This is a genomic window from Orenia metallireducens, assembly GCF_003001995.1.
GTDB lineage: Bacteria > Bacillota > Halanaerobiia > Halobacteroidales > Halobacteroidaceae > Orenia > Orenia metallireducens_B.
Window position 1 is genome coordinate 70069 of record NZ_PVNB01000002.1, and the last position, 22135, is coordinate 92203.

Below are 22135 nucleotides of genomic sequence, written 5' to 3' on the forward strand. Positions count from 1 at the left end.
TTTTGATATAGATAGTATCGAATCATGGGATATTACGATACTTTATTCTATCAGTTTTTGAAGTTTTAGATAGATTTGTTGAAAAAGGTTAAAAATTTAAATTAAATATTTTTATATAGTAAGAATATTATCTCATTTTATCACTTATAATAAATAATGTAAATTACAAATAACTAATGATAAAAATGTTATTATACATATTAATAATATTAGTTAATATAAATACCAAAACCTTTAACTAATTAAACAAAATATAAGGGGTAAAGAATTAAATTCAGTTGATAAACAAGCTAATTATTGACAAAGTTTAATTTTTTATAGACATCCCCCAATCCTAAACTGAAATTTTATTCTAAAAGTTGGATTACTATAGTGAAAGATTGATTAAAATAAGTAGTTCTTTTTAAATATAATTAAATTTATCGCAGGATATTTAATATTTTTGTCTAAATATAAATAACGAAGGTAATTATTAGGCGTACTAGAAAGCGTGCAAACGATCCCTTGAAAAAAATGGTGTGATGGTAATTTATTAACATAGAGTTGCATAACTTAATTGTAGGTGATTTGAGTACTAATATCTTAAATTAATAGGTAAAATTTATTTGTTTTTAAATAATATCCTTGTTATTGATTTAAATAACATTTATAATTAATATTGATTCAAGGTCAGTATCTTCCATAAATTTATACAAGATACTAATTTAAACAGAAATTTTAAATTCTTGTTGTCAAATTTACTAAATATTTTATGAAGTAAATTTTTATATTTATAATTTGAAGAATAGTGGGGGGATTTTAATGAAATTTAAAAGAAGTAGTGGAATACTTTTGCACCCAACATCTTTGCCAGGAAAATACGGGATAGGTTCTTTAGGAAAAGAGGCCTATGAATTTATCGATTTTCTCAGTAAAACTAAACAGAAATTATGGCAAATATGTCCTTTAGGGCCAACAGGATATGGAGACTCTCCTTATCAATGTTTCTCAGCTTTTGCTGGTAATCCATTATTGATTGACCTAGATTATCTGGAAGAAGAAGGATTATTATCAAAGGAAGATTTAATCTTAGAAGAAGAGTTTAGCCAAGATTATGTGGATTATGGTAGAGTGATCAATTTTAAGTTTCCATTATATAGAAAGGCTTTTGAGAGATTCAATTCAGCAGCTTCTGATATTGAAAAAGGTAAATTTAAGGCTTTCTGTGTAGAAAATGAAGAATGGCTAGAGGATTATACTTTATTTATGGCGTTAAAGGATCATTTTAATTGGAGGTCTTGGACTCAATGGGAAGATCCTATTAAGTTTAGAGAAGAAGCTGCTATTAATAAGTATAAAGATGATCTAAAAAATGATATAGATTTCCATAAGTTTATGCAATATTTATTCTTTGAACAATGGACTAAGCTAAAAGACTACGCTAATGATAAGGGGATCAAGGTTATTGGTGATATTCCTATCTTTGTAGCCTTTGATAGTGCTGATGCTTGGTCTAACCCAGAAATATTCTATTTTGATGAAAGAAGAAATCCCACTAAAATTGCTGGAGTACCTCCTGATTACTTCAGCAAAACTGGTCAATTATGGGGAAATCCTCTTTATGATTGGGATAAGTTAAAAGAAAGAGATTATGATTGGTGGATAGATAGATTTAAGGTTATTTTAAAACAAGCTGATATTGTTCGTCTTGATCATTTTAGAGGCTTTGAGGCTTATTGGGCAGTGCCAGCTGGAGAAGAGACAGCAATTAACGGTAGTTGGGAAAAGGGTCCTGGAGCAGACTTTTTCAATGTTGTCCGTGAAAAGTTAGGTAAGTTACCGATTATTGCTGAAGATTTAGGTTTGATTACCGATGAAGTAGAAGAGCTAAGGGATGAGTTTGAATTTCCAGGTATGAAGATTTTACAGTTTGCTTTTGATACAGGGGAGAAGAATAAGTATTTGCCACATAATTATGATGAAAACTGTGTTGTTTATACAGGTACTCATGATAATGATACTACTCTAGGATGGTTTTTAAATATATCTACTGAAGTTAAGGAGTATGTAGAAGAGTATCTAGAGATAGAAGCAAGTGATATCTGTTGGGGGTTATTAGAAGCAGCCTGGTCTTCAGTAGCTGTAATGGCTATTGCACCTTTACAAGATATATTATCTTTAGATAGTGGATCAAGAATGAATACTCCTGGTGCTCCTTCAGGCAATTGGCAGTGGAGATATAAAAAAGAGATGTTAAATGATGATATAATAAATAAGTTGACAGATTTAACAGAAAAATATCGTATTAATAATCAATTTGCTGATGTTGTAAATAAATAAGTTAGTATAAAAAGAGGATGGAATCCATCCTCTTTTTATATGTTAATAAAAGACTTATAAATATTTCTTATGGTGTTTTTGGAAGATATCACAATGGCTATCCTGCCAATTAACACAGAGATCGCATTTGGCATCCTCTAAGGCTTCTAGATTATTTAAGATAGAAGCTCCAAAATTTTGAGCAACTGTAATTGCTTCATATTCGGGGCATTTAGTAGCAACTTCTTTTAATAGTTTATCTTCATACATCAATAGACTCCTCCTTAATAAGGGAATTGAGTTTTATGCTTTGAAACTAGGGGGGGATTAATCTGATTATATATTTAATTCTTCTCAATATAATCAATTTTATACAAAAAAGTTATCTGCTCTTTTCTACTGGCGGCCAGGGGAAGGGTGGTAAGTCGATTGGGATGATTTTTACTAATAGCTTAATCAAAATCATGACTAATAATTGGGATATGTATTCGTTATTAAATTTATCATCTCCTTTTACCTCCTTTTATTTATTTTTATTAGTTTATTGGAGCTTCAAACTTATTGTTATCTTCAATATCAGGAATTTATGTAAGATAGAGGTAAGACCAAATCAAAAAAATCATGGAATATATTCCATGATTTTAAGGTGAAACTATTCATTTTTTAGAGATTCTAAGATCATATCTGCAGTTGCTAAATTTGTAGCCAAAGGTACATTATGAACATCACAGACCCTAAGTAAGGCACTGACATCAGGCTCATGGGGCTGTGCAGTTAATGGATCACGTAAGAATATAACTGCTTTTAATAAATTATCGGTTATTTGTGCTCCAATCTGCTGGTCACCACCTAAAGGTCCTGAAGCCATTCTAATTACTTCTAAGTTTGTGTTTTCATTTAGCTTCCTTCCAGTAGTTCCAGTAGCGATTAGCTCATATTTTTTCAGTATTGATTCGTGATTTTGAGCAAATTTAATTAAATCATCCTTCTTCTTATCGTGGGCAACTAATGCTATTCTTTCTGCCAATTAAATCCCTCCTATGATATTAATGTGATTTAGTGGTTAATCTTGCTTAAGAGATATATTCTAGATTAATATCAGATTACCTTTAATGATTTTAGTTTATTGTTACTCGTAATTATAATTATTATATTAAAATTAGCAATAAATAATGTAAAACTACCTATCTTATATAAGATAGGTAGTTTTACATTAGAATGTGATTTCAGCACCAAAGTATAATCCATGTAAGGCTTCATTATAGCCAGCTATCTGTTGACTTTGGTCATCACCATAATAGTATCCTTCTCTTAAGTAACCACCTTTGATACTAAAAGTATCTGTTAATTGTCCTTTAAGACCTAGGTTAAGCTTATAACCTGAAAATTTTCCTCCAAACTCTATATTTTCAGTGTTAACATCATAATTACCAATAGGAAAAATAGAAATATCTCCATTAAAGTCTATCTTATCATGTAATGGTTGTATAGTTTTAAAGGATAGTGGTAGTGCATAACCTTTAGTAGCTGCATTCTCTTCTTTTTTATTTAAAGCCTTAATTCCAAATCCAATATAATTTTCTCCTCTGCCAATACTCAATTCTTTGAAGAAAGAGAAGTTTATTAGATTATAATCTTCTATAGAGCTAGTTTTAGTTGTAGTAGCTGTAGTTAGATTTAATTCAGATGGTAAGAAGATATTGGCACCATCATCCCTATAAGTAAAGATAGAAGCTCTTAAATTATTTCCATTTAAGGTTTGGAGGGGGCTTCCATAAATTCCAAATTGATTATTATCTTGGGCAAAGGCTGATAATGTGAAAGCTGTAGTTATTGTCAAGATTAAGAGTAATATTCTCTTCATAAACTATTATCCTTTCTATTTTTAGGATTTTTAAATTAATCCTATGTATTTGCAAATTAAAAATTATATAACTAGAAGATAGTATTCAAATTATCCATCCTTATCTTTATTATAAGGGAAATTGGCTGTCTTATAAATGTAATATTTATAGAAGGAGTGTGATGATTAGGTATTGTTGTCAAATTTAATGCTGAGCTTATTCTATTCAATTATTTACCAGTTTATTATATTTTATATCTGCCCATAATATTAGTGGAGGTGGTTTTCCCAATGGGACGTAAAACAATTATGTCCGATAAAACTAAATATGAATTGGCTGAGGAGTTAGGTTTCGCTGACAAGGTCAAGGATGGTGATTGGGGTAATATAACCACCCGGGAAGCTGGGTCATTAGTTAAAAGAGCAGTAGAGAAGGTAGAAGAAATGATGGCTGGGCAGCAGTAGATATAAAAATTATCTACTCAATAATATTCTGAATAAATTACCAGTTTAATAACTTTTAATTTGGACAGAATATTAATGGAGGTGGTTATCAATGCTTTCATTATCTCACGTAAAGGAAAAGCAGAGATTAGCAGAGAAAAATCCTTTAACAGGTTATGATGAGTTATAGTAACCACCAAATAATTGGGATATTATAAAATCATAGTATCTCAATTAAAAAACACTAGGATTAAAACCCTAGTGTTAACAAACAACCCCACTAATTTATTAGTGGGGTCTTTATAATTACTTATTATTTTTCAAACTCGAACTAGCCTTCCCAGCTTTTCAATGAATGTAATACTTGCAGGGATTCTCTTTTATCTTCAGTTCATCTAAATTAATAGATGTATATTTAAGGGCCTCTGTAAGCTTTTCACGATCCCATAACTCTACATTATTAGCTTTAGCTAATTTTTTAGCAGATAGGGTAAAGGTACTATTAGTAATAACCATCATCTTTTGACAACTATAAAATGATTTAGCAGCGACTACTTCTTGAATAGCTGTATTTCCTATAGTGTTTTTAGATTTTTTTGCTTGTACTACAGTTTTGATGTTGAATCTTTTCAAAATTAGGTCAGCCCCTTGGTCGTCACTTGCTCCAATATGTTGTACATTATAGTCTCTTTTTTCAAATAGTAGCTTGAGAACTCTCTCAAATTCTTCCCCTGACATCTCATCAATATTATCAATCTTTAGTGGAGCTAAAGATCTTTTTTGTGAAGCCATAGCTTGATAGATATTTTTAGCATTGCCTTCGATTATTCTCTTTTCTATCTCTCCTTCAATTTGGCTTTCCAATTCCTTTTTTTCTAAATTTATTCCTTTATTAAGTATTAATTTTTCTAGAAAGTGAATATATTTAGTGTTATTTTCGAAAGTGTCTATATAGGCTCTGCTCCATTGTTTAATTGTAGGTTGATTAGCTAAAGTTGGATTCTGCTCTAAAAAGAACTTATTGAAATCTTCCTCTTTTCTTTTATGATAGGCATTCTTAACCTGTTTATATAATTCTTGTCGGCTAGTCTTTATCTTCAATTTATCTAATATATAGTGTAGACTTTTGAGTTTGAATTCAGGAAGTTCTACTAAGTTAGACTGAAACGAATAATCTAAATTGCTTTCAATAAAGCGTAATAGCAACTTTTCAAAAACTAAAGATAATAATATATCTTCCTTTAATTTAATCTCTTCTTTTTCTAATAGGTATTGAAGGCTATTTATACTTTTAGGAAAAGGGTGTGTTTCATTAATTTCCATAGAGTTAAGCTTAAAATAACTATCGATAAAATTATCTATATATGGGTGAGCCCTTTTTATCAGTTCGGCTTTTTGAGATTTATTATATCTTATTGCAATTATAGATAGGATAGGAATTAATAATGATAGTGAAGGAAGTGTATAAATAACTAGAGAAAATCCTATTAATATAGCAAGTATAGAAGTTAAGATGAGCAATAGAACTTTAACTAAATTATTAACTTCTACATTCAAGTTAAAAGGTTTATTTATCATAGATATGCCAACTCCTTATAATGGATATTTATATAATAATTCTGTACAAAAAGCTATTAATTATACATGGTCAGCTGAATTTATCTTGTTTTGGAGTTTATAGTAAAAATTATCAATTTTAACTTAACTTTAATCCAAGATTAAAGTTTTATCAATATATAGATGATAATATTATTTTAAGTGAAAAAGTTATAAATATAAACAATATACATGATTATGAAAAAAAGAATTATAAGGATTATTCCAAAGGAATTTAACCTTTAGTAGAAGAAGTAATCTAGCTAATACAAAAAAGATCTATTTGGCACTTTATAGAAATGAATGATTATTTTTTTATATTAATGAAGTGTTAGTATGAATTTGAAATGAAAATATAGAATAAAAAGAAGGATAAGTAGATGCTTCAAAGAATATATAAAAAGTAGAAATTAATGGAATAAGCTCTATTTAAGTAATAATTTAAAGTTTTTCTGGAAGATATTAATGAGTAGATAAGGTTTTGTAAAATAATTCCAATAAAGACAGCTAAATTAATTTTGCTATGGAAGTGCTTCAATTAACATATTATCTTTAGAATTATTCTAAAGATAATATGTTAAAACTATTAGGAGGGAATTTAAATGGAAGAAATTTTTAATTTTTTAATTAATAATTTCCCAGGATTAGCCGTCATTCTTGATGATAAATATAGAATTCGAAAGGGAAATAGGCATGCTTACAATCTGTATACCAAGATAAAGGGGGAGGTTGCAGATCCCCACCAATTAAGGAATCAAAATTTAAGTTATTTTCACCCTCGAGATAAAATGATTGCAGCATTAAAAACTTTAGATAAGGGCGAACCTAACCATGGTTATCTGGAATATAAGTGGGATGGTGTAAAGAGAAATGTCCTATATTGCCATCTTCCAGCTAAATTAAGTGATGGTTCTCAAGGGGTGGTAATCTTAAACTTAGATTTTTTAAATCCAATTAGGGAACTAAAGGATTTGCTTGAGGCCTTTCATCAGAACTATGATCTTTATTTCAGTCAGTTAGGGATAGGATTATTTGATACAGAGGGCAAGATCTTATATGTCAATAAAACAATTTTAGATATTTCTGGTTTAGAGAGCGATGATTTATTAGGGAAGAATCTTTTTAAAGATTATAAAAGCTATATTTCTAAAAGGGATGGGAATAGTATCTTGGGTGAATTCATCTTAAAAGGAGAGTTTTTACATACTAAATTATATATAAGTAAGGAGAGTATAATCAGTAATGGTTGCCAATCTATAGTAATGGAGGTTATATCCTTTCCTATTGAAATAGAGGGTCAATTTTTAGGATCGATCTGTATTGCTATGAATTTAAACCAACTTACTAAATATTCAAATCAAGTTAAACAATTTGAGCGTTTAGAGAATATCAGAGAGATGGCTTTTCGAGTTATCCATGAGATTCGAAATCCATTACAGGAGATTATGGCTGTAGCAGAACTTGGTAAAATCAAGTCAAAGCAGGAGGAAATTGAATCTTATTTTGAGCATATTAAAGCTGGGATAGGTTGGGTTAATGACTTATTAAATGACATTATTCAAATATCTGATCCTAGTTCGCTAGATTTAGAAGAGGTCAAGTTAGATCATATCTGCCAAGAAATACTAGCAGATATCTCTAAAGATCATAAGGATATCTACTGGAAGTCTTCAATTGCAGATATAGAGGTGGTCTTAGATAGAGAGTTGTTTAAAGAGATTATATTTCATTTAGTTGATAATGCTTTAGATGCTTTAGCTAATAAAACAGGGGAGAAGAAGATTATAATAAGTACCTCTGTACAAAGAGAAGATATTATATTTAGTATCTATAATTCTGGACATAAAATTCCAGATAAGATTCGAAATAGTATCTTTGACCCTTTTACTTCAACCAAAGGTCATAATGGGACAGGTTTAGGTTTAACAGTAGTTTATTATATTATCACCAAAGTATTTCAAGGAGATATCTGGTTTGAGAGTGATAATAATGGTACTACCTTCTTCTTTAAGATAAAAAAGGATATAGAAGAAGTAATAATCTCTGCTATAAATAATACAGACTATAAGGGGATTAGATAAATATTTAAAATAACCTACTACTATTTAAATAGTAGTAGGTTATTGATTTCTAAGGTTAAGTAGCCCTCAATTATAGGAATTAGCTTTTATCAACTCTTATTTTTAGATTTGATATATTTATCACCTTTTAATATAATTAATGTGATATTAAATTTAATTTTAGGAGGAGTAGAAGAATGGCTTATAAATGTGAAGAGCAGTTGAAGCTTAAAGCCAACGGATTTCTGAAAAAGCTAAAAGAAGAGGGGATAGATGGTGAGATTAAGCAGATTGGTGATTATTTGATTAGGTTAGAAATTATAGCTGAAGGGGAAAGCTGTGGTTATGTAAACCTTTATTATAGTCCTAAAAAGGACGAATATACTCTAAAAACTAATCAGTTAGAGCAAAAATCAATTACAAAGAGGATATTAATAGTATGGGATTGCGCTAATCTCAGTTCTAAACCAACAGGTGAAGAAGAGTATAAAATCTATGTTGATGGCTCTTATTTAGATGGGAATATAGGCTATGGCTTGGTAGTCTTAAAGGGTGATAAGGTTGTTGATGAATTATCTGGTTATGTTAGTGATCCTGATGCTCAAGATTCCAGACAAGTAGGTGGAGAGTTAGTAGCTACTCAAGAGGCAGTTAGGTGGTGTCAACAGAGAGGGATTAAGAGAGTGGCTATCTACTATGATTTAGAGAATATTAAGAAATGGGCTACTGGGGAGTATAAGACCAATAAGCCATTAACTCAAAATTTTAAAGATTTTATGGATAGTGTCAATATAGAAATCAATTGGCATAAGGTTAAAGCTCATACAGGAGTTAAATGGAATGAGCGAGCTGATGAATTGGCTAAAGCAGGGGCAGCTAGTCAGGAAAGTACAAATAATAATAGCTTAGTAGATGAGTTGGATAAAAAAGCTAAAGAATTCAGTGATTACTTACAAAGAAGGGGATATTCTGTTGATTATAAAGGTATTTATAATTTACAGGCAGCCAAACTTGGTTTAGATGATGGCTTTCAGAATATAGGACATTTGAATATTTATAATACTAAAAAACTCCATTTGGTACCGAAATACCATGAGCTAAGGGATAAATTTAGACAAGATGAGTTAGAAAAGTTGTGGCAGGAATTCTTAACTATAAAGAGCTAGTTCTAAGATTTTATAGGTCTTTGAATATACAATTTAAATATAAATTTATATTTATATGGGGAGATTGTGAAACTTTAGTAATCAGTGATAAGTGAGGGGTAACGAGTAAAAATTTCTTCTCGTTACTGTCTTAATATTTATATAAAGTCTAACTTTAAGTGCAGACATCGATAGAGCTTGAATATTCATAGCTTTTATTTATAGTAAAAACCTATTGATGATTATTTTATTTATGATAAAATAAGAATAAATTAGATAATAATAGATTTTATGGTGATGCTTTAGGCTAAATGCTAATAAGGAGGTATAGCTATGGGAGATGAGGTAATGTCTCAAGAAGAGATCGATGCTTTAATTGAGCAGATGAAGAATCAAAGTTAAGTCCTATTTAAAAGCTAGCTAAACTGTACCTTGGAACGGGTATAGTTTATTTCTAAATTTATAGTCAATTCTTAAATAGTCACTTATGACCCTTTGTTAAGAAGGGAAATGATGATTTTTATCTAAATATAATATAAAATAGATGATTAAGTAAAGAATAAAAACAGAAGATGGAGGAGTAGAGTATGAAATTAAAGTATGGAGAAGAAAAATTAGCATTAAGTCTAGATAAGTTAGGAGAAGAAGTAGAGACATTATTACCCAATGAAAAAGAGGGGGTAGCAGATCCTTTAAAAGCTGTTAAAGCTAGCTTAGCTAACCCTATTAAATCTTTATCCTTAGATAAATTAGTAGAGCAGAGGAATCCTAAAAAGGTAGTAATAGTAGTCAATGATGTCAGCAGATTGACACCTTATGATTATATGTTGCCACCATTATTGGAGCAGCTAGAGCAGGGTGGGGTTAAGAAAGAAGCAATTACCTTTATTATCGCTACAGGTATTCATGAGCCCAATACTGAAGAGCAGAATAGGAGAATCTTTGGTGATGAGATAGTTGATAATTATTGTTTAATATCTCATGACCCTGATAATAATTTAGTTGATTTGGGAGAGTTGAGCTCTGGAAATACTTTATTGTTAAATAAAGAGGTTGTAGAGGCAGATTTTTTGATTACTACTGGAGTGATAACTGCTCACTATTTTGCAGGATTTTCAGGAGGGCGTAAATCTATTTTACCAGGAGTAGCAGGTAGGGAGAGCATTCAAAGAAACCATGCCCATATGGTCAATTTACTTGGTAATCTGCCTAAGATAGAGGATAATCCTGTCAGTTTAGAGATGATTGAAGCAGCTAATAAGGTGGGAGTAGACTTTATTTTAAATGTAGTTACAAATAGTAAGAAAGAGATAGTAGAGGTAGTAGCAGGTGATTTAGAAGCAGCTTGGTATCAGGGTGTTAAGACCTCTAGTCAGATGTATCATGTTCCAATTAAGAAGAAGGTAGATGTGGCAATAGTCAGTGCAGGAGGCTATCCAAAGGATATTAATATTTATCAGGCCCAAAAGGCTTTAGACAATGCTGATTATGCTGTTAAGGATGGAGGAACAATCGTGCTTTTGGCAGAATGTCGAGCAGGTTTGGGAGAGGATGTCTTTGAAGAGTGGCTAAATACTGCCACAAGACCTGAAGATAATATAGAAAGAATTAAAGAACGCTTTGTAATTGGTGGCCATAAAGCTTTTGCCATTAGTAAGGTGGTTTTAAACAAGGAGTTTATCTTAATTTCTGAGTTTAATCAAGAGATTACAGAGCTAATGTTTGCTAAGAAGATGAATAATCTAGATGAAGTGTTATCTTATCTAGCTGATAAATATAATAAGAAGTATAGTTCTATTATTATGCCTCAGGGAGGTTTAACAGTACCAGTTATGGAAAAGTAATTTTTCAATTTTTCTAAAATTGCTTACCTAGATCTTAGTTAATTTTGAAAGGAGGAATAAGATGGTTGAACTAAAGAAAGTAGATGCTTTATCAGCAGCAAAAGTATATGTATTAACAATAATGCCTTTTTTATTACTTGGCTTTTTATTGAATTTAACTGTAGTGTTGGCTGGAGGAGATGTAACAGAATTGTTCTTGGGCCTAGTACAAATTGTTTTTGCTTTCATAGGTACCTTTATTGGTGCTAAAATTTATAATTTTCTTGCAGCTAGAGTCGGTGGTTTAAAGGCTGAAGTAGTAAGTTTAGAGTCCAAACTATCTGAAGGGAGGAAGGAAAGGATGATAGAGGTTAAGAGCTTTGACATTAAGTCAATTGTCAAGATTTATGGAGCCATAGCAGCAGCTATCTCCTTAATCTTTGCTATATTTGCCTTGATTTTTGGAATTTTAGCGGGTGAGATGTCTTTAGTAAGTTTAGCTATAGTCTCTCCAATCATTTATATTGTTTTAGGAATAATATTTAGTGCTTTAATGGGATGGATTTATAATTTTGTTGCTGCTAAGCTTGGAGGAGTTAAAGTAGAATTAGAAGGAAAGATTGAGGAGGATAGCATTGTTTAGATTGATTAAAAGAGTAATTGGGCTATCAATTATGATAATATTTATTGCAATAGCTATATTTGCTTATAACCTCTATCAAAGTGAAGACTTTAATGATTTAAATATCTCTAAATTAGTTGAATATCCTCTCGAAAAATTTCAAGAGCTACTAGGTGAGAATAAAGAGATAATTAAGGTCTTAAATGATTTGCAGGATGATGGAATTAAGCTTAATCAACAGCTAGTAGCTAAGATTAGTGAAGAGGTTGAAGGTAATGGTGATAAGATTGAGGTTATAAAGGTGGTGGGAGAGGAGTTGCTAAAGGATAATCCTGATTATGATAGGGTTCTTGAAGAGTTGAATAAGTTAGGTATTGATATCTCTAAAGAAGAATTAATGAAGTTAAAGAAGGAGTAAAATAGAAAAAAATAAGATTACTTTGTTAGAAGATTGAATAACTAAAAATAAATTGACCATAACAGCAGGATTTTAGTGATGTTATGGTCAATTTTATTTATGTCAAAAGTAATATTAGAGATTAAAGAAGTTTTCTATTTATTTATCAATTGTTATAGATGTCAAATTAAAATGCTGAAATAAAATCTTTAATATTTTAATCTCTTTGCCTTTGATTTATCAGATGTTATTCTTTATTAATGGATTGAGTATAGAAATCTTGTATAAAGATCCTTTGAGATAAGTATATTATTTTTGGAAGGTTTAATTATCAAAACTACCACCAAAAGGGGAGTAGACAAATGGAAGAGATGATAGGCTGCTGTGGTCACAAGTGTAATCTTTGCTTAGCTTATAGAGAGAATATCACTAGTAAAAGTGATCAAAGAAGGCTAAGTGAAGGATGGTCAAAGTACTTTGGTCTAGATATTTCTGCTGATGAGGTCTATTGTTATGGTTGTTCTATCCAGATTGAGGGGGTAAAGAGAATCAACAAAGTTTGTGAGGTTCGTAGTTGTGTATTAGATAAGAAGTTAGAGAATTGTGCTAGTTGCAATCAATATCCTTGTACTCAAATATCAATCAAGATCTTAGAATATAAAGTTCTAGATGAGTTCAGTGAGCAGATCCCCTTAGAGGATTATCAAGATTTTATCAAACCTTATCAGAGTAAGAAGGTTTTAGAGGATTTAATGAATAATTCATCATGTAAAGCAGAGAAGAGGATGGTCAGTGGAATCAGATAATACCAGCTATTAAAATAATATAAATAATAAATTATCCTTAAGATCATAAAAAATTAATCAAATTAGCCCTTTTATTAATCATTACTCAATAATTAGAGGTAATTTAAAAGAGGAATTTATCTTGGAATGTAGTATTGATATGGTAGATGAACTAATGAATTTTAGACATTGATTGATTTAGCAAGGGGTGAGACTGATAGATAAAGTATTTAATTATAGAGTTAGAGATGCTAGTAGCAAGGTGTTATCAGGCCATCTTAATGCCCAAAGTAGAAAGATAGCTATTCGACGTTTGAGAAATCAAGGCTATTATGTGGTTGAGATAGAAGAGCAAGGCAAGAGCTTTTTTACTCTTAGTTGGGATTATCCCTTTAATAGGTTTAAAAGAGTAGATTTAAGGGAGCTAGCAGTCTTTTCACGCCAGTTGTCTACTCTAATAGAGTCAGGAATACCCTTAGTTGCTGCATTAAAGTTATTAACAGAAGAGACAGATCATCCTAAAATGAAATCAGCTTTATCTGATATTAGAAAGAATGTAGAGCAAGGGATGTATTTGGCTGATGCTTTAGAGCAAGAGAAGGATATTTTTCCTGAAATATTGATAAAGATGGTAGCAACAGGTGAACAGGTCGGAGCTTTAGCCTATGTCTTAAATGAGATGAGTGAATATTTTATCAGGGAGAGAAAATTTAAAAGGGAGCTGCTTTCTATTATCTCTTATCCTACTATTATCTTGGTAATGACAATAGTGGTAGGTCTATTTATTGTGACTAATATCTTACCTAAGTTTGTTAATCTCTTTGTTAAGATGAGATTAGAGCCACCTTTACTTACCAAAATATTATTGGCAGGTGGTACTTTTATAGCAGAGCACTGGTATTTGCTGATACTCTTCTTTAATCTCATAATATTGGCTTTAAATTATTATTATCGGCAGGATGAAGGTAGGTATAAAGTAGATAGTTTACTGTTGAAGTTACCTATTGTTGGAACTCTGATTATCAAGATGGAGATTGCTCGTTTTACTAAAAGTCTAAGTCTATTATCTAGAAGTGGTCTTCCTATTCTGCAATCTTTAGATACTTTAAGTGGGAGTATCTACAATTCGGTTCTTGCCAAGACGATTAGCGAAGCCAAGAAGGAGATTCAAGGTGGAAAGAGTTTGACAGCTACATTAAAGGACAACCCCTTTTTTTCTAAAATGGTACTTAAGATGCTAAAAACAGGGGAAGAGACTGGGAAGCTAGAGGAGATGTTGCTCAGTATATCTGAACTTTATGAGCAAGATTTTAAAGAGGGCTTAGACGGAGTTATGTCTATGCTAGAGCCTGCTCTAATCCTCTTATTAGGGCTTGTTATTATATTTATTATCTTCTCTACGATGATGCCGATGTACCAAATGATCAATCAGGTTTAAGTGATAGTGATTAGTAAATTAATTTAATTGATATAGAAATAAAGATAATTATTTAATCAAGGAGGAATCAGATGTTTAAAAGAGAAGATGCCTTTACTTTAATAGAATTGATGATAGTAATCTCAGTTATAGGTATTTTAATTGGAATGATAATACCTAATGGAGCTAAAGTCCAAGAGAAGGCTGATGAGACTGTGGTTAAGTATCACTTGAATCTCTTAGATAACTTTAATCAAGCTTTAAAGGGGGAATATGGTAGGTATCCCAATTCAGTAACGGGCAAGGATATTCCCGATGTCCTTAAAGATTATGCTTCAGTAGATGATAATTATAAATATATTTCCAATAATTTAGATGATAAGAACTTCAATAATGACCCTACTGATGATTCTTTCAACTCTAGTACTTATATAATCTATTACGATTTCAAGATTGGTGGTCAGTATTATTATGTAGATAGTCTAGATAAGAGGATTAAAAGGAGCAAGGAGATACCAACCTTAGCTTATTAAGATAATCAATTTGTTAATTACCATATATAAAGGAGCTTAGTATGTTCAAGCAATTTCAAGGTGAAGCAGGATTTACATTAATAGAACTTATGATAGTAATTTCGGTTATTGCCATCTTATTGGCAATGATTATCCCCAATGGGGCAAAGGTTCAAGAGAAGTCAGAGCTGACAGTGGTTAAGAAGCAATTGAAGAACTTAAGGAGCTTTAATGAAGTGTTAAAGATAGAGTATAAAAATTATCCTAGTTATGGAGGTAGTAGCTATTTACTGCCAGATGCTTTACAAGAGTATCTATCTTTAGAGGATAATAACTATAAATATCTATCTGATGGTAGGTGGGATACTAATAATTTTGATGGAGAATTCAAGGAATTTGGAGAGAAGGCCGATGTCTTTGGAGCTACTAAATATATTATCTGGTATGACAATAAGCTTGGGGGAAGATATTATTATGTAGATAGTTCTAACTACGAAATTCAAAGCAGTGCAGAGAAGCCAAGCTTACCTTAATTGGATAGCTAAATTAAATCTTTACCCAGCATAATGCTGGGTAAATTACTTTATTATTAGAGGTGGATTATGTTTAAATCTCAAGGTGGATTTAGCCTAATAGAGGTTTTAATTGCTCTAGTAGTGCTAGGGATAATTGTTAGTGGTCTCTTAGATTTTTGGGCAATCAATGATAGGTTAGTTGAGAGGACTGGGGCTAGACTACAGGCACTAAGTTTAGCTAAGATGAGTATTGAGAGTTTTAAAGCTGAATTGATAGAGTCTGATAGGAGCAAGCCCTTTGTTAAAAGGCTTCAGCAGATAAAGCTTAAAGAAGTAGAGGAAGAAGAAAGAAATTTTAAAAAGTGGTATCCACAGCTGACTTTTAAACGGGAGATAACTTTTGAGGAGAATGATGCTAGTAGTTACTGGGTGATAGTTAAAGTGGCTTGGGATAATAGAAATTTAGAGCTTAGGCGACTATTTGCTGAGCGTTGATTTTGCTTATTAAGGAGGCAGTTAAAGCAGGATGTCTGGTAAAGAAGAGGGCTTTAGTTTAGTAGAGATACTGATTGTAATTACAGTAATGGCAGTAATTTTGTCGCTGTTGTATAATCTACAGCTAGTAGGCAGTAATCTGTGGAGAAGGGATACGGATAGACTAGAGTTACAGTTAGATTCGCTACTTTTTTTAAAGCAGATTAATCAAGACTTAAGAGCGACTGGAGAGTTGAGCTTAGTTGCTGATAATTCAACTTTGACATTGCAGCTAGATAATGAAGAGTTGATCTACTACTTCTTTGATAAGTCTGCTATCTATCGCAATGGGGAGAAGGTAATTGGTTTTGTGGAGTCGTCTCCTTTTCAACTAGAGAATAGTGGGCTATTGACTATAGATTTGATGTTAAAGAAGAATACAGAGACTTATCGAGTAGTAGATAAAATTTCTACAAAAGATAATTTTTAAGAGGGGATTAAGATGCTAAAACAGCAGGAAGGTGCTATTACTATCTTTGTGCTATCTATATTTTTAGCCTTGATGGTTTTAATAGGTGGGGTTATTGAAGTGCTTAATAGTCAATTTGCTCTGTTAGAGAAGAAGGAAGATAGCTTGCAGGCTCTATATCTGGCTGAATCTGGGATAGAGCAAGCAAGAGTAAAGATTAAAGCAGGAGAGATTGATAGCTTTAGGCAAGAGGTTATAGTTAATGGGCGATATAATGGTAGCTATGAGGTTACAATTACTATTGAAGGTGATAAAAATCAAGTGATTTCTACTGGTAACTTTCAAGGCAGAAAGAAGGTCTTAAAGAGAATAATAAGCAATTAAATTAATTAAACTTGAGGTGATTGAAGAAGGGGGTTGGTAGATTGCTTAGTAGGATAAAGAGTTTATTTGACCCCAAGGTGCTGGGGATAGATTTTGGAGATAAGCTGATTAAAGTAGTTGAAATAGAGCGAGGTACTAAAGCTATCAAGTTAAAGAGATTAGCACTTATCGAGAATGATAGGATGGTCGTTAATGGAGAGATTAAGGACTTTGCTAGATTAAAGAAAGAGTTAGAGGCTGTACTTGCTAAGAAGGAGATTAGAGCAAAAAAGGTGATAACTGCAATCAGTAGTGAGAGAATAACCAAGACAATTATTGAGGTGCCAGTTATGCCCCAAGGTGATTTAGCGAAGGTACTTCCTGTAGAGTTTGAGTATTATGCTACCTTGCCTTTAAAGCAGATCTCATTTCAATATGAAATCTTATCCGAAGATAATGGTAGATATAAGGTCTTAGTCATGGGGGTAAAGAAGAGTATAATCTATGATTATTTAGATTTATTTGAAAAACTGCAATTACATCCCTTGGCTATAGAGGCAGAGTTTATGGCATTGGCTCGTTTTATTAAGACTTTATCTGATAGGGAGCAGCAAAACTGCTGTATTATCGATTTAGGAAGTAATACTACTGATGTCTCTATTATTCATCAAGGTGAAATTATCTTCAATCGTACTGTAGAATCTGGTGAAGATGATTTTAATTCTAGTAATGAGCAATTAGCAACCTTTAAGGCCTTAGCTACTAAGGTCTATCGTTGTTTAGATTACTTTGAGATTAAGTATAGGGATTATCAGGTTAATAAGGTGTTATTAGCTGGTGCTAAGAATAGATGTAGAGGTTTTGTTCAACAGCTAGCTAATATCATAGGTGTTGAGATAGGTAAAATCTCTTGGGGGAGTAGATTGGAGATAGACTTAAATCAAGAGGATATGAGCCTTTACAATGATAATAGGGATATCTTTACAGTCGCTATTGGCTTAGCCTTAAGGGGAGATGGAGATGATTGATTTTATACCAGCAGACTATAAGAGCAGGGGATTAAGAGGAAACTTTAGAGTTTTTGAATTTTCTATCTTGCTTTTAATTATATTGATATTATTTTTGAATATCTTCTTATACTTCAAGCTAGCTAGTAAGAAGAAGACAGTAGCCGATGAATTAGAGGTAGCCAGTGCCAGATTAGAGATAGTGGATAGGCGATTAGAGAATTTTCATTCTCAGGATAGTTTTAAAACTCAGTTTAATTTAACTCCACTGATGGAAAAGTTAAAAGAGCTATTACCTCAGGGGCTTATAATAGATAGTTTTATTATTAATGAGGATAAGAGTTTTGAATTTAGAGGTCAGCTAAGTGAAAGTGATAAGTTTTTTCAATTAATGGACAAGATAAGTAACTCTGCTTATTTCCAAAAAGTGATGATTGAACATAGCTTAGAAGATAGAGAGGATAAGCTGAAGCTGATTAAGTTTAAGATTAGAGGTGAAATAACCCAAGTAGGAAGGTGAGTATGATGGAGGTTAAACTAAGTAAGGCAGTAGAGAAGCAAGGAAGAGCTAAGGTAATTATCATGGTTATTATCTTTATCTTATTCAATTATCTTTGTTATATTAGATTTTATCAGCCTTCTAGAAATACTTTATTAGACAGTAGAGAAAGGCTAGTAGATCTTCAAGAAAGGATTGCCGCTAATGATTTAAAACTTGCTAAAGCGAGTAAGCATAAGGGGAATCAGATAATATCCTTGAAAAAAGATAAGTTAACTGAGTTTGTAGTTAAGTTAAATAAATTAAGCTTTAATTTTGAAAAGGAGTTCTTTAATCTAGAGATAGGGGCTCTTAAAGAGGATAGTCTGCCAATTAATCTCCACCTACAGAGTGATTATACTAACTTTTTAAGCTATTTAGCTGCTTTAGAAGAGTTTGAATACTTACAGTTAAGAGCAGTTGAGATCAAAGGTGATGAAAATTACCAAGATAGATTAGATATAAGAATGAAGCTTGTAATTAATATAGCCAATTAGGTAATAGTAATTAAAGAATAGAGGTGCAATTAGATGAAGAGTAAGAGGTTGATAAAAGGTGGATTATTGTTAGGGTTAGGGTTGGTAGTGGCTTATCTCTTGAAGCTAGGTGGATTGGCTATTGATATATTTTTCCCAATTGAGATAACAGTCTTGTTAGCAGGATTTCTCTTAGGTCCAAGCTATGGGGGCTTTTTAGGTGTACTAGCTCCATTAGTGAGTTTATTAATCTTTAAGGATCTTACAGTGCCACTGTTATTATTGTTGATCTGTAAATTAGGGGTTTATGGATTATTAAGTGGAATGATCTATCGAGAGTTTAATCTATTAAGCAGTTTAATCAGTGCAATTACTGGAGGAAGGATTGTTTTTCTGTCAGGGTTGTGGATAGCTACTAATCTCTTTAAGATAGAGGAGTTGATGAATTTAATTAGCAAAAAAACCCTCTTAACTGGATTTTATTCTGCCCTTATACAAATTGTCTTAATACCAGTTATTGTAGGAGTAATTAATAAGAAGTCTAGCCCTAAGGTAGATTATAAATTAAGAGTTTAGTAGGTGATGAATCTTTAGTAGGGATGACTACCATTAATTTAAATCATAAGAGGTATTAAATGAGGAGAAGAGATGAATTTATTTAAAATTGAGAGCAAGGTTCAAATATTTATGCTGATAGTTCTGTTTTTGGTAATTTTTCTAGCTGGGAATCAAAAGCTAAGTGCTAAAGAAGATTATGATTGGAATCGGTTAAATCAGAGATATAAGTATTATCTAAGTCATAAGTCTGATATTAGTCAAAAAAGTTTATTAGAGATACTTCCTAAAGAAGAGGTAACTAATTTAAAAGATGCTGAGGATACCATAGATTATATTTTTAATAATTTTGCTATTCTTGAAGAAGGGGCTAAGGCTGGAGATTTAGATACTATTAATATTCTAGTTAGATTAAGAAGAATAACTGATGGTGCTAACAGTGAATATATCTCTATACTGCTAGGCAAGATCATTGCTGTTCACCCTGAAGTTTTTCTTATGAGTTTAAAAGAGAATTTAGATAATATCACTAGATTGGATTCCTTATTGTGCAATTTAGGACCAAAATATGTTGATAAGATATATAAACAGACTGAAGAGTTAGAGCGAAGATATTTAGCCCTGAGAGAGGTTGATAATAAATCTCTAGCTAAAGTTAAAGAGTTAGCTTTATATGTCTTAAGCAAGGAGATTTCAAGAAATAGAATTAATATTATTTATATTAATTATGACCAAGAGTTGTTGGACAAGGTTAATTAATAATATTTATCTAAACCACTTCCATTTGAAGTGGTTTTTATTTAAGGGCTAACAAAAATTTCTTTTATCTGCTAATGGTTAAAAATCATCTAAATACAGATAATAAATAACAATTGAAATAATATCTGTATTTGGAGGTGCAGTAACATCTTATCAAAATTGGATAATCAGAACTATATCTTAGGGATATTAGTTGTACTGCTTATTATCTTAGTAGTATTAGTTGTAGTGCTAATTGATAGCTATAGGCCTGTAATAAAAGATGAGCCAAGCTTTAGCAGTAATTCTTTAAGGGCTGATTATAATTATCAACAGATACAAAGCTATCTTGAAGATAACTCTTGGAAAAAAAAGGGGATAGAAGATGAGGATGTTGCCGAGCAGGATGAAGTGAACAAGGTGGGGACAGCACTCTTATTATATTTAGAAGATAACCAGCAACTGCCGGAGAGTCTTAGTGATCTGCTAGGAAAATATCTTGTTAAACTTCCCTCTAAGGTTAATAGCCTAAATTACATTAATAATGAGCTCAATTTAATAGAGACTATTAATACTATTCTAAGAAAAAGCAAATTTGTTCAGGATAAAACTTTAGCCTTTAGACCTTACAGTCTATTAGTAGATAGTTTAGATAAAAGAATTTATCTGTTGCAGGGAAAAAAGCAGGTTAAAGCTTATCCAATTGGAGTAGGTGGAAGAGAAAATCCAACCCCAAAGGGAGAGTTTAGAATTAAGAATAAATTAAAATTATCTGGTAAAGATCAGAAAATTTATGGTGATTATTGGCTAGGAATTGATCTTTGGACCAAGGGTGGCGGCTATGGAATTCACGGTAGCACCAATCAACTTCCAGTCAGTGAACAGAAATCTAAAGGATGTATTAGAATGAGAGCAGAGGATTTAGAGCAGCTGTACCGATTGATTCCTCTTAGAACGAAGATAGTTATTAGATAGTGAGAGATTAAGAAGGATTAAGTTAGAGTATTTAAGTCTTATTGTAGACTGACTAAGGTATTTTGAACTATTCTTTCCCCTCTAACATATAATTGAGTAATGCAATAAAAGAGGATTTAAGTCTGGTCTGGGACTTGAATCTTTTTTTATAAAAGTTATATGTTGGAGGTGAACTAAAATTGGATTTAATTATATCTGCTGCTACCCATCGTACTGGCTCGACACTTTTACAGAGAATCTTTAATGCCAGAGCAAAGACTTTGATTTGGGGGGAGCAGGATGGAGCTTTAACCCATTTTTTCAAGATATACAAAAAAGCAGAGCATTATTCTGTAGATTTAAGTGATCAGCGAAGGAAGTATTTTGAGAACAATGAAGATCCCAATCGTTGGATTGCTTGTATGATGCCAGAGTTAGAGTATGTTGAAGAGGCTATTATAAATAGTATCAAGGTCTTTTGTGAAACTCTTTATACTAAATATCCTGGTAACCATGACATAATTGGCTTTAAGGAAGTAAGGTATGGAGAGGATGAGCTGACCTTATTTAGAAAGTGCTATCCTAAGGCTGAAATTATTCTGCTAGTCAGAAATCCAGTAGATGTCTGGAAGAGTATGATTGGAGTGGGTTTAGGTAATAATGTCAATCGCATGGTTCAAAAATGGAATAGAAATACAGAATATTATTTGAAATTGGCTCAAAATGATCCTAAGGCTCATCTTATCTTATATGAGGATATGATCAATAGAGATAAAGGTACCTTGGATTTAATTAGTGATTTAGGTCAGCTTACTAAGCAAGAGATTGATCATGTTCTAAATAAGAAGATATTATCTACTTCTAAAGAGATAGCAGCTAAGCAGAGAGAGTTTATTGTGAATAAATGTGAAAAAATTATGAAAGAGTGTAATTATATTTGATTTTAAAGTCTACTTTGTCTTGACAAAGTAGACTTTTTCTTGAATAAAAAACCATAAATAGTCTAAAATAACAGAAAACTGATCTGATTTTAAAAAAGGTTATTCCCAATCTTTTTAGAAGTTATAAGATAGGATCTGCAATTTGGAATTGTTTCAAAGAAAA

Annotated in this window: 25 protein-coding genes; 21 read left to right on the forward strand and 4 right to left on the reverse strand. The window is 31.6% G+C overall.

Annotated features, from left to right (window positions below; translation table 11 throughout):
- Nucleotides 1-801 precede the first annotated feature (801 nt).
- Nucleotides 802-2319 carry a 4-alpha-glucanotransferase gene (gene malQ, locus BX659_RS01855; RefSeq protein ID WP_097016125.1) on the forward strand — a complete coding sequence of 506 codons (1518 nt, stop codon included), beginning with the start codon at nucleotides 802-804 and terminating at the stop codon, nucleotides 2317-2319.
- Nucleotides 2320-2373: 54 nt separating this feature from the next.
- Here malQ and BX659_RS01860 read toward each other — a convergent pair whose 3' ends face one another.
- From BX659_RS01860 to BX659_RS01870, 3 genes are all read right to left on the reverse strand, one after another.
- A complete protein-coding gene (locus tag BX659_RS01860) occupies nucleotides 2374-2568 on the reverse strand; it encodes a hypothetical protein (RefSeq protein ID WP_097016126.1) in 195 nt (64 codons plus the stop codon).
- 382 nt (nucleotides 2569-2950) lie between these two features.
- Complete coding sequence (mgsA, locus tag BX659_RS01865; protein ID WP_097016127.1) at nucleotides 2951-3325, reverse strand: methylglyoxal synthase; 375 nt, start codon at nucleotides 3323-3325, stop codon at nucleotides 2951-2953.
- A 186-nt stretch (nucleotides 3326-3511) separates the two neighbouring features.
- Entirely contained in the window at nucleotides 3512-4162 is a 651-nt protein-coding gene (locus tag BX659_RS01870) for a hypothetical protein (protein ID WP_097016128.1), read from the reverse strand.
- Nucleotides 4163-4432: 270 nt separating this feature from the next.
- Between BX659_RS01870 and BX659_RS01875 the strand changes: the two genes are divergently transcribed.
- Complete coding sequence (locus BX659_RS01875; RefSeq protein WP_097016129.1) at nucleotides 4433-4606, forward strand: small, acid-soluble spore protein, alpha/beta type; 174 nt, start codon at nucleotides 4433-4435, stop codon at nucleotides 4604-4606.
- Nucleotides 4607-4933: 327 nt separating this feature from the next.
- On the opposite strand, the gene BX659_RS01880 is transcribed toward BX659_RS01875, so the two are convergent.
- Nucleotides 4934-6163: a restriction endonuclease gene (locus BX659_RS01880; RefSeq protein ID WP_097016130.1), complete on the reverse strand. Its 1230-nt coding sequence runs from the start codon at nucleotides 6161-6163 to the stop codon at nucleotides 4934-4936.
- Nucleotides 6164-6783: 620 nt separating this feature from the next.
- Between BX659_RS01880 and BX659_RS01885 the strand changes: the two genes are divergently transcribed.
- The 19 genes from BX659_RS01885 (at nucleotide 6784) to BX659_RS01975 (ending at nucleotide 21972) form a co-directional block, all read left to right on the forward strand.
- A complete protein-coding gene (locus tag BX659_RS01885; RefSeq protein WP_097016131.1) occupies nucleotides 6784-8262 on the forward strand; it encodes a sensor histidine kinase in 1479 nt (492 codons plus the stop codon).
- A gap of 176 nt (nucleotides 8263-8438) precedes the next feature.
- Nucleotides 8439-9407 carry an RNase H family protein gene (locus BX659_RS01890; protein ID WP_097016132.1) on the forward strand — a complete coding sequence of 323 codons (969 nt, stop codon included), beginning with the start codon at nucleotides 8439-8441 and terminating at the stop codon, nucleotides 9405-9407.
- A 566-nt stretch (nucleotides 9408-9973) separates the two neighbouring features.
- A complete protein-coding gene (gene larA / locus BX659_RS01895; RefSeq protein WP_097016133.1) occupies nucleotides 9974-11230 on the forward strand; it encodes a nickel-dependent lactate racemase in 1257 nt (418 codons plus the stop codon).
- Nucleotides 11231-11291: 61 nt separating this feature from the next.
- On the forward strand, nucleotides 11292-11852 hold the full coding sequence (locus tag BX659_RS01900) for a hypothetical protein (protein ID WP_097016134.1): 561 nt from the start codon (nucleotides 11292-11294) through the stop codon (nucleotides 11850-11852).
- Nucleotides 11845-12249 carry a hypothetical protein gene (locus BX659_RS01905; protein WP_097016135.1) on the forward strand — a complete coding sequence of 135 codons (405 nt, stop codon included), beginning with the start codon at nucleotides 11845-11847 and terminating at the stop codon, nucleotides 12247-12249. Before BX659_RS01900 ends, BX659_RS01905 begins: the two co-directional genes overlap by 8 nt.
- Nucleotides 12250-12590: 341 nt before the next feature.
- Nucleotides 12591-13034 (forward strand): DUF3795 domain-containing protein, encoded by a 444-nt coding sequence (locus BX659_RS01910; RefSeq protein WP_097016136.1) that lies wholly within the window; start codon nucleotides 12591-12593, stop codon nucleotides 13032-13034.
- A 187-nt stretch (nucleotides 13035-13221) separates the two neighbouring features.
- Complete coding sequence (locus tag BX659_RS01915; protein ID WP_097016137.1) at nucleotides 13222-14451, forward strand: type II secretion system F family protein; 1230 nt, start codon at nucleotides 13222-13224, stop codon at nucleotides 14449-14451.
- Nucleotides 14452-14522: 71 nt separating this feature from the next.
- Nucleotides 14523-14963, forward strand: a complete 441-nt coding sequence (locus BX659_RS01920) for a type II secretion system protein (protein WP_097016138.1) — start codon at nucleotides 14523-14525, stop codon at nucleotides 14961-14963.
- 41 nt (nucleotides 14964-15004) lie between these two features.
- Nucleotides 15005-15475 carry a type II secretion system protein gene (locus tag BX659_RS01925; RefSeq protein WP_097016139.1) on the forward strand — a complete coding sequence of 157 codons (471 nt, stop codon included), beginning with the start codon at nucleotides 15005-15007 and terminating at the stop codon, nucleotides 15473-15475.
- A gap of 69 nt (nucleotides 15476-15544) precedes the next feature.
- Entirely contained in the window at nucleotides 15545-15952 is a 408-nt protein-coding gene (locus BX659_RS01930) for a type IV pilus modification PilV family protein (RefSeq protein WP_097016140.1), read from the forward strand.
- A gap of 31 nt (nucleotides 15953-15983) precedes the next feature.
- Nucleotides 15984-16421, forward strand: a complete 438-nt coding sequence (locus BX659_RS01935; protein WP_097016141.1) for a prepilin-type N-terminal cleavage/methylation domain-containing protein — start codon at nucleotides 15984-15986, stop codon at nucleotides 16419-16421.
- A gap of 12 nt (nucleotides 16422-16433) precedes the next feature.
- The gene (locus BX659_RS01940) at nucleotides 16434-16784 is read left to right on the forward strand and encodes a hypothetical protein (RefSeq protein WP_097016142.1); all 351 of its coding nucleotides are present in this window, start codon (nucleotides 16434-16436) and stop codon (nucleotides 16782-16784) included.
- Nucleotides 16785-16825: 41 nt separating this feature from the next.
- On the forward strand, nucleotides 16826-17791 hold the full coding sequence (pilM, locus tag BX659_RS01945; protein WP_181186401.1) for a type IV pilus biogenesis protein PilM: 966 nt from the start codon (nucleotides 16826-16828) through the stop codon (nucleotides 17789-17791).
- Entirely contained in the window at nucleotides 17784-18290 is a 507-nt protein-coding gene (locus BX659_RS01950; RefSeq protein WP_097016144.1) for a PilN domain-containing protein, read from the forward strand. The genes pilM and BX659_RS01950 overlap by 8 nt, the downstream gene beginning before the upstream one ends.
- A gap of 5 nt (nucleotides 18291-18295) precedes the next feature.
- Nucleotides 18296-18805 carry a hypothetical protein gene (locus BX659_RS01955; protein ID WP_143786638.1) on the forward strand — a complete coding sequence of 170 codons (510 nt, stop codon included), beginning with the start codon at nucleotides 18296-18298 and terminating at the stop codon, nucleotides 18803-18805.
- A 33-nt stretch (nucleotides 18806-18838) separates the two neighbouring features.
- Nucleotides 18839-19360 carry an ECF transporter S component gene (locus tag BX659_RS01960; RefSeq protein ID WP_097016146.1) on the forward strand — a complete coding sequence of 174 codons (522 nt, stop codon included), beginning with the start codon at nucleotides 18839-18841 and terminating at the stop codon, nucleotides 19358-19360.
- Between the two features lie 72 nt (nucleotides 19361-19432).
- Nucleotides 19433-20098, forward strand: coding sequence for a hypothetical protein (locus BX659_RS01965; RefSeq protein ID WP_097016147.1), 666 nt, complete (start codon nucleotides 19433-19435; stop codon nucleotides 20096-20098).
- A 159-nt stretch (nucleotides 20099-20257) separates the two neighbouring features.
- Nucleotides 20258-21052: a L,D-transpeptidase gene (locus BX659_RS01970; protein WP_181186402.1), complete on the forward strand. Its 795-nt coding sequence runs from the start codon at nucleotides 20258-20260 to the stop codon at nucleotides 21050-21052.
- 179 nt (nucleotides 21053-21231) lie between these two features.
- Nucleotides 21232-21972 carry a sulfotransferase gene (locus tag BX659_RS01975; protein ID WP_097016149.1) on the forward strand — a complete coding sequence of 247 codons (741 nt, stop codon included), beginning with the start codon at nucleotides 21232-21234 and terminating at the stop codon, nucleotides 21970-21972.
- Nucleotides 21973-22135 lie beyond the last annotated feature (163 nt).

Excerpts from the sequence above, each read along its gene's own strand:
- BX659_RS01875 (WP_097016129.1), top strand. The coding sequence starts at position 4,433 with ATGGGACGTAAAACAATTATGTCCGATAAAACTAAATATGAATTGGCT.
- BX659_RS01860 (WP_097016126.1), bottom strand. The coding sequence starts at position 2,568 with ATGTATGAAGATAAACTATTAAAAGAAGTTGCTACTAAATGCCCCGAA.
- BX659_RS01935 (WP_097016141.1), top strand. The coding sequence starts at position 15,984 with ATGTCTGGTAAAGAAGAGGGCTTTAGTTTAGTAGAGATACTGATTGTA.
- BX659_RS01950 (WP_097016144.1), top strand. The coding sequence starts at position 17,784 with ATGATTGATTTTATACCAGCAGACTATAAGAGCAGGGGATTAAGAGGA.
- BX659_RS01925 (WP_097016139.1), top strand. The coding sequence starts at position 15,005 with ATGTTCAAGCAATTTCAAGGTGAAGCAGGATTTACATTAATAGAACTT.
- BX659_RS01965 (WP_097016147.1), top strand. The coding sequence starts at position 19,433 with ATGAATTTATTTAAAATTGAGAGCAAGGTTCAAATATTTATGCTGATA.
- BX659_RS01880 (WP_097016130.1), bottom strand. The coding sequence starts at position 6,163 with ATGATAAATAAACCTTTTAACTTGAATGTAGAAGTTAATAATTTAGTT.
- BX659_RS01890 (WP_097016132.1), top strand. The coding sequence starts at position 8,439 with ATGGCTTATAAATGTGAAGAGCAGTTGAAGCTTAAAGCCAACGGATTT.
- BX659_RS01930 (WP_097016140.1), top strand. The coding sequence starts at position 15,545 with ATGTTTAAATCTCAAGGTGGATTTAGCCTAATAGAGGTTTTAATTGCT.
- BX659_RS01900 (WP_097016134.1), top strand. The coding sequence starts at position 11,292 with ATGGTTGAACTAAAGAAAGTAGATGCTTTATCAGCAGCAAAAGTATAT.
- BX659_RS01940 (WP_097016142.1), top strand. The coding sequence starts at position 16,434 with ATGCTAAAACAGCAGGAAGGTGCTATTACTATCTTTGTGCTATCTATA.
- BX659_RS01885 (WP_097016131.1), top strand. The coding sequence starts at position 6,784 with ATGGAAGAAATTTTTAATTTTTTAATTAATAATTTCCCAGGATTAGCC.
- BX659_RS01920 (WP_097016138.1), top strand. The coding sequence starts at position 14,523 with ATGTTTAAAAGAGAAGATGCCTTTACTTTAATAGAATTGATGATAGTA.
- malQ (WP_097016125.1), top strand. The coding sequence starts at position 802 with ATGAAATTTAAAAGAAGTAGTGGAATACTTTTGCACCCAACATCTTTG.
- BX659_RS01960 (WP_097016146.1), top strand. The coding sequence starts at position 18,839 with ATGAAGAGTAAGAGGTTGATAAAAGGTGGATTATTGTTAGGGTTAGGG.
- BX659_RS01870 (WP_097016128.1), bottom strand. The coding sequence starts at position 4,162 with ATGAAGAGAATATTACTCTTAATCTTGACAATAACTACAGCTTTCACA.
- BX659_RS01910 (WP_097016136.1), top strand. The coding sequence starts at position 12,591 with ATGGAAGAGATGATAGGCTGCTGTGGTCACAAGTGTAATCTTTGCTTA.
- larA (WP_097016133.1), top strand. The coding sequence starts at position 9,974 with ATGAAATTAAAGTATGGAGAAGAAAAATTAGCATTAAGTCTAGATAAG.
- BX659_RS01955 (WP_143786638.1), top strand. The coding sequence starts at position 18,296 with ATGGAGGTTAAACTAAGTAAGGCAGTAGAGAAGCAAGGAAGAGCTAAG.